A 2,667-nucleotide genomic window follows, 5' to 3' on the forward strand; every position below is an offset into this window, starting at 1 on the left:
GGGCGGTCACGACCTCGACGGTGCCCGGCCGGCGGCGTTCCACCCAGCCCTCCAGGTTCCGCTGCGGGCCGCCGGAGACGGCCAGCGCCCCCGGGGGGACGTCGCGGCGCAGCACGGTGCCCGCCCCGCTGTAGGCGCCGTCGCCGACCGTGACCGGAGCGACGAACATGTTGTCCGAGCCGGTGCGGACGTGGGAGCCGACGACGGTGCGGTGCTTCTCGACACCGTCGTAGTTGACGAACACGCTGGCCGCGCCGATGTTGCTGAACTCGCCGATCGTCGCGTCCCCGACGTAGCTGAGGTGCGGGACCTTGCTGCCGGTGCCGATCTGGGAGTTCTTCACCTCGACGAAGGTGCCGATCTTGCCCTTGTCGCCGAGCTCGGAGCCGGGCCGCAGGTAGGCGAAGGGGCCGACGCTGGCGCCCGCCCCGACCACCGCCCCCGTGCCGTGGGTGCGCACCACCACCGCGTCCGGGCCGATCTCGCAGTCCACCAGGGTGCTGTCGGGGCCGACGGTCGCCCCCGCGCCCACCGTGGTCGTCCCGCGCAGCTGCACGCCGGGTTCGACCAGCACGTCCCGTTCCAGGCGGACGTCGACGTCCACCCACACCGAGGTCGGGTCGACCATCGTGACCCCGGCGCGCATCCACCGTTCCACCAGCCGCCGGTTGAGCTCCGCGCCGAGCCGGGCGAGCTGCACCCGGTCGTTGACGCCCTCGACCAGCCACGGGTCGGCGCACACCAGCGCTCCGGCGCGGCGCCCGTCGCCGACGGCGATCCCGAGCACGTCGGTCAGGTAGCGCTCGCCCTGCGCGTTGGCCGTCCCGAGTCGCCCCAGCGCGTCGGAGAGGACCGCGGCGTCGAAGGCGTACACCCCGGAGTTGATCTCGGTGATCTCGAGCTGGTCGGGAGTGGCGTCCTTGTGCTCCACGATGGCGGTCACCGCGCCGTCGCGGTCGCGCAACACCCGTCCGTAACCGGTGGGGTCGGTCACGACCGAGGTCAGGACGGTGACCGCGTTGCCGGCGGACCGGTGCTCGGCGAGCAGTGCGGACAGGGTGGCCCCGTCCAGCAGCGGGACGTCGCCGTAGCTCACGAGGATGGTGCCCGAGCCGGCCGCGCCGCCCAACGCCGCCAGCCCGCAGGCCACCGCGTGCCCGGTGCCGAGCTGTTCCTCCTGCACGGCGAGCCGGATCTCGCGGCCCAAGCGGTCGCCGACGGCGTCGAGGTGCGCCCCGACCTGGTCGCGGCCGTGGCCGATCACCACGGCCAGCTCGTCCGGCCCCAGTTCGGTGGCGGCCCGCACGGCGTGCTCCACCAGGGACCGCCCGGCGATCGCGTGCAGCACCTTGGGGGTGGACGACCGCATCCTGGTGCCTTCGCCGGCCGCGAGGATGATCGTGCTGACGGGGCCCGTTCCGGCCTCCGCAGCGGCGGGACCGGCGCTAGCACCGTGACGCATCGAGGTTCTCCCTCCGCGGTTCTCCGTGAGGTCGGGCAGCGGCGCCGGGGTGGCCGGGACGCGGCGGAACCCACGGTCGTTCGCCCTTCAGGGTGTCTGATCCTAAGGGGTGGTCGCCGGCCGGGCCGCGCGACGGCCCGCGGAGTTGATCTTCGCTGGTGGTGGGCTGGGCGCCCGGCGGCCCGCCGTCGCGCGACGGGGGCACCTCGCCTCATCTCTTCGGGGGTTCCCACAGTTCCGTGGTCAGCTCGCTCACGGACTCACCCGTGGGGCCGGCGGTGAACACCTGGCTGCCGCCCCCGCGCTTGGCCTGGTACATCGCGGAGTCGGCCCTGGCCAGGACCTGCCCGCCGCTCTCCTGGTCCCCGGTGTCGACCACGCCGATCGACAGCGTCACCCCGCGTGAGAGGTCGTGGGGCAGTGCGGCCACCGCGCGCACGGCCCGGTTGAGCGCGATCTCCGCCTCCTCCAGGGTGGACCGGGGTAGCAGGACCACGAATTCGTCGCCGCCGTAGCGGGCGACCGTGTCATCGGCCCGCAGCGCGTCCCGCAGCGTGCTGGCCACCACCCGCAGCACGTCGTCCCCCTCGGCGTGCGAACACCGGTCGTTGACCCCCTTGAAGCCGTCGAGGTCGCACAGCGCCACCGCCAGCGGGTAGGCGTCGGGGTCACGGATCAGGGAGTCCAGTTCCTCGTCGAGCGCCCTCCGGTTCGCCAGCCCGGTCAGCGGGTCCTGGAGCGCCTGCCTGGCCATCGCGCCGTGCTTGCGGGTCAGCCGCTCGTGTTCCCGCCGGGTCTGGAGGGTGCCCAGCCTGGTCTCCCGGAGGGTCCACAGCTCGTCCTCCAAGGCGGCGTTGTACTGCTCGAGCGCGAGGGTGGCCGCCTCCCCGTCCTCCGGTCCGCAGAGCCGGGCGAACTCCCGCGCCAGCGACAGCCACAGCGGTGGTTCGTTCGGGTCGCTGCTGACCTCCTCCCGCGCCTGGGCCAGCACCTCCAGCGCCTCGGCCTCCCGGCCGTCCGCCTCGAGGCACCGGCAGAGGGCGAGGGAGACGATGATCAGTTCGCGGGGGTAGCGGCAGCGGTCGTGCAGGAGCCGGAGGGGCTCGACGTGGTCGGGGGACGGGCGGGCGAGGGCGTGCGCCGCGCCGACCACCGGTACCTGCTCGGCGGCGGGCCGTTCCCTGGCGCGCGGGTGCAACGAGTCC

2 protein-coding genes are annotated in these 2,667 nt (G+C 74.1%); both read right to left on the reverse strand.

The genetic code is table 11. The annotated features are described in order from the left end of the window. The coding region (gene glmU / locus ACTIDRAF_RS0222420; RefSeq protein ID WP_016700947.1) for a bifunctional UDP-N-acetylglucosamine diphosphorylase/glucosamine-1-phosphate N-acetyltransferase GlmU at positions 1–1,462 on the reverse strand (1,462 nt) is incomplete at its 3' end. Positions 1,463–1,673: 211 nt separating this feature from the next. Beyond that, a partial coding sequence (locus ACTIDRAF_RS30575) for a GGDEF domain-containing protein (protein WP_016700948.1) occupies positions 1,674–2,667 on the reverse strand: 994 nt, incomplete at its 5' end.

The sequence above is a fragment of the Actinoalloteichus spitiensis RMV-1378 genome (assembly GCF_000239155.1).
Taxonomy (GTDB): domain Bacteria; phylum Actinomycetota; class Actinomycetes; order Mycobacteriales; family Pseudonocardiaceae; genus Actinoalloteichus_B; species Actinoalloteichus_B spitiensis.